A 3,568-nucleotide genomic window follows, 5' to 3' on the forward strand; every position below is an offset into this window, starting at 1 on the left:
CTGCTTGAAAACCCTACAAATAATATGAATAAAGTATATATAAGTTTTATGCCAAGTTTAGAATTGATAGATAGTTTGTACGCAGCTAGTTTGCTTGTAACTACTACAAATAATCCTAATCCGATTAATCTAGATCCTCTAGACATAAAACAATATGAGGTTGGAGGCTCTTTTTTCATAAATGAATCGAAGATTGATCAGAATTTTGAGTCTAATTACCAAGAAGTTCTTGTGAAAGTGACATGGGTAGATGAAAAAAATGAGGAACAAACAAGATATACTTACGTAGAAGCTGTTCCGAGTGAAAATATGAAAGATTTACTTCTTAACTGATTTTTTTATATTAATAATTAAGTAAAGCGCCTTTCATGAGGTGCTTTTTTCAATCCCCTCCAGGATCTAAATAGTTTACTTAAAGGTTATAGACCGCAGCTCCATCTAATGTCCTGAGAGAGTTTTATGCTGAAGAAAGGATAAAACGTTAGTTAAATACAGCAAGAAGCAGCTTGCCAGTTGGAATCTACATAAGCAAACCGGTAGTTTAGAGTAAATGAAAAGTAAGTAAAAAACAGGTTATGTTATAATATTCCATTAAGATGTAGTGTAAATGAACCTGAGTGAAGGGGAGAGATCATGGAACACGAAAAAGAAATTCAAGAAATTAAAGATCGATTGACAAGTGTCGAAAGTCAACTCAAACGTAAATCGCAATCTTCTGGAACATTCAAGATATTAGTACTAATCGAAATTATTTTTCTCGTACTGTTTTTAATTTTAATAGGGTTATATCAATTTCCTTCTAGAGGGACCACCTGAAAATAATTAAGGGATTGGACATTATTGGACTAACTGTAAAACGTTAGTTGAAAACAAAAGGGAGCAGATTGTCAGTTGGCAATTGCTCCCTTTTTGCTAACCGGAAGGATACTTCCAAAATATATTACAATAAGATTAAGCAAAACCCTAGAAAAAAATACCTCCGAAGAACACAGAAACTTTAGAGATTCATTAACAGGAAGCATTGCACTTATGCTAATGGAGAATCAAACGGCTTAGCGTTCCTCATCGCCGTATATACTGGACATTAGCAGTTAGCGGCTTCGTAAAATACTTTTAGTGCAAATTCATCGCATCCCTTTCGTAAACAAGTTGCAAATACGCTTCGACTTAATGGTACAATATTCCTGTTATATAAGGATAAGGGAAGGGGTATCAAATATTGAAAAGAACTACCTGTCTCGTTCTTTTATTACTAACTTTCACTAGTATAGTAATTGGCTGCTCTTCTAACGGGAGTGCTGAAAAAGAACCTGCTTCTGAATCGGTTATAGAAATTTTCGATGCGAAGTGGTCAAGTGACACGGATGATGGAGAAACGAAAGAAATTTCCGAGTGAATGGGATAGTCTATAAACAATCGAGCCACCCCGTTATATACTAGAGTGGCATTTTTATATCTATCACAAATCAACCCGTGTAAGCACATGCGATTGTAATCAGACTTACCACCTGTACTGGGCAAACGGATGCATCTTGGACGTGCTCGAGGAGAGTGAGATGAAGAACAAGGACCTTCTGAAGCTGGTTCGGCACGTGGCGGTCGCAGAACGAGTCTGGCTATTCCGATTGCAGGGCAAGGGCAGCGCGCAATATTCCTTGTGGGAGGAAACGGAAGACCTGACGGCGATCCGGACGTTGTTCGAAGAGAACGTCGAGCAATATCGCGTCTATATCGAAGGGCTCGAAGAATCCGAGTTGGACGTGATGATCGACTATGCGAACCAGAGCAGGGTTCCGTTCCGAACGTCCGTCCGGGACATCCTGTTACAGGTCCTCTTACATGGGCAATATCACCGGGGACAGATCAACCGGGCACTTCGGATTGAATCGTTAGAGCCTGTCCAAGTCGATTACATCACGTTCGCGAGGCTCTAAGGGCCTAATATCACCATTACTAGGAATGGGATTGGCATTGAACTAACGAGAAAACATTAGTTGGATAGTTTAAAGATTCCTTTAATTAACTTTGGTGATAAGAGGTGAATTATGAATAATATTATAAAACCTTTACTTATTGTTCTTTTAAGTGCAATCTCGATTGTCGGATGTAGTGAAGATATGAAAATCTGGAGCGCTCAAAGTGAAGATTGGTGGGTTACTTTTCAAGGTGATGGAGTATATACAATAAGATATATAGGTGATGAAGAGAACGTCGAGAATCTTTCATATCTTTTTAAAACTGATACGGGTCTAGAAGCAGATGGTAATATCGAGGATTTAGGACAAAGAAATGAAATTAAAACCCAAGTAGTTACAGATGATATTATTAGTTATGGCCCAATTCTTCTAACAATTGAATGGAACAACAAAAAAGAGGAACTAACTTTAGAGTAATTAAACTAACGGTAAAACGTTAGTTCAATTAGAACAAGTGGGTCATTGACTCTACCACTTCGTTTAAATATTATTAGAAATAAAAGGTGAATAAATGAAAAACAGATTACTTTTTCTTCTTCTTGTTTTAACTACAGTTCTCACCAGTTGTACGAATTCTAGTAAGATTGAGACTAATGAAGATTTTTTTTATTTCAAGGAGAGGTTGTTAGTGTAGTTAATCAAAGTGGAGAAAAACTACATGGCTTAAAAGTTAACTACACTCTAACTTTAAAGGATTTTAATCCTACTGGAAAAGCTTTTAACAAGTATCAGAGTCAATTTATTCAAAACGAAACAGAAAGGCATATTGAAATAACTAACAAAACTAGAATATATAACGAGGCAATAGAACCAATAATTTCAGTTGGAGCCTCAGATATTCCAGTAGGTAGTATTGTTAAATTTAGAGTTCGGTTGTCTAAAGATAATTTTTCACTAGAAGCACAGGAGATTAGCATAATTGAGAAATAAAAATATACATTCAAGAAAGAATCTTTAGTTAAAGAACGATTCTCAGACTGCAGACAAACTAGTTTAAACTAGTTTGTCTACAGTCTTTTTTATTTTACAATAGAAGTAACTATTTTATTTGAGGTGCAATCATACTAACGAAACAATCATCCATTCAGCGTGACCAATCTGAAATGATTGCTCTTGATCAACTCGTGCCAGAAGATCATTTGGTTCGTAAAATCGAATCTGCGATCGATTTTTCTTTTATTCTACGATTTGGTTCAGGATCATTGTTCGGAAATTGGACGACCTAGCATCGATCCGGTCATCTTAATACTTTTTGGTATTCGTTCCATGCGAAAAACGATCGAAGAAGTACAGACCAATATGGGGCTATGGATTTTATGATAAAGCTCCTCATTTCTCTATCTTTGGAAAGAACAACAAAACGTCGTTTTAGAGATATTTGAAAAAAAGGTTGTACGTAAAGAAACAAGAGCATACCAACGCAAAAGGGAAGAGGGAATTAACCAAGACCGGGCCTACATGATAAAAAGCCATTTCGGCCGGACTCTTTCAAAAAAGAAGAAAAGGAAATCAAACAAAGCACAACGAACTAGGGGAACGGCTACTATGTCAAAGATGAACGGACCAAACAATTTGCTTATTCGTTTCACGCA

The 3,568-nt window shown here is 36.5% G+C and carries 5 protein-coding genes and 1 pseudogene; all 6 read left to right on the forward strand.

The window, feature by feature from the left end; translation table 11 throughout:
• Nucleotides 1-333 (forward strand): hypothetical protein (locus tag GQY27_RS21535; protein WP_201450742.1); only part of this gene is annotated, 333 nt, incomplete at its 5' end.
• Nucleotides 334-633: 300 nt separating this feature from the next.
• Nucleotides 634-816: a hypothetical protein gene (locus GQY27_RS16230; RefSeq protein WP_160036304.1), complete on the forward strand. Its 183-nt coding sequence runs from the start codon at nt 634-636 to the stop codon at nt 814-816.
• A gap of 403 nt (nt 817-1,219) precedes the next feature.
• A complete protein-coding gene (locus GQY27_RS16235; RefSeq protein ID WP_160036305.1) occupies nt 1,220-1,396 on the forward strand; it encodes a hypothetical protein in 177 nt (58 codons plus the stop codon).
• Nucleotides 1,397-1,556: 160 nt separating this feature from the next.
• Entirely contained in the window at nt 1,557-1,934 is a 378-nt protein-coding gene (locus tag GQY27_RS16240) for a DinB family protein (RefSeq protein WP_160036306.1), read from the forward strand.
• A 111-nt stretch (nt 1,935-2,045) separates the two neighbouring features.
• A complete protein-coding gene (locus GQY27_RS16245) occupies nt 2,046-2,393 on the forward strand; it encodes a hypothetical protein (RefSeq protein ID WP_160036307.1) in 348 nt (115 codons plus the stop codon).
• Between the two features lie 644 nt (nt 2,394-3,037).
• A pseudogene (locus GQY27_RS21790) lies at nt 3,038-3,568 on the forward strand (transposase); the annotation flags it as partial.

The organism is Paenibacillus sp. An7 (assembly GCF_009870785.1).
Taxonomy (GTDB): domain Bacteria; phylum Bacillota; class Bacilli; order Paenibacillales; family Paenibacillaceae; genus Paenibacillus.

Bases quoted from the DNA above. Each gene is read 5' to 3' on its own strand.
- GQY27_RS16240 (WP_160036306.1), top strand. From the start codon at position 1,557: ATGAAGAACAAGGACCTTCTGAAGCTGGTTCGGCACGTGGCGGTCGCA.
- GQY27_RS16245 (WP_160036307.1), top strand. From the start codon at position 2,046: ATGAATAATATTATAAAACCTTTACTTATTGTTCTTTTAAGTGCAATC.
- GQY27_RS16230 (WP_160036304.1), top strand. From the start codon at position 634: ATGGAACACGAAAAAGAAATTCAAGAAATTAAAGATCGATTGACAAGT.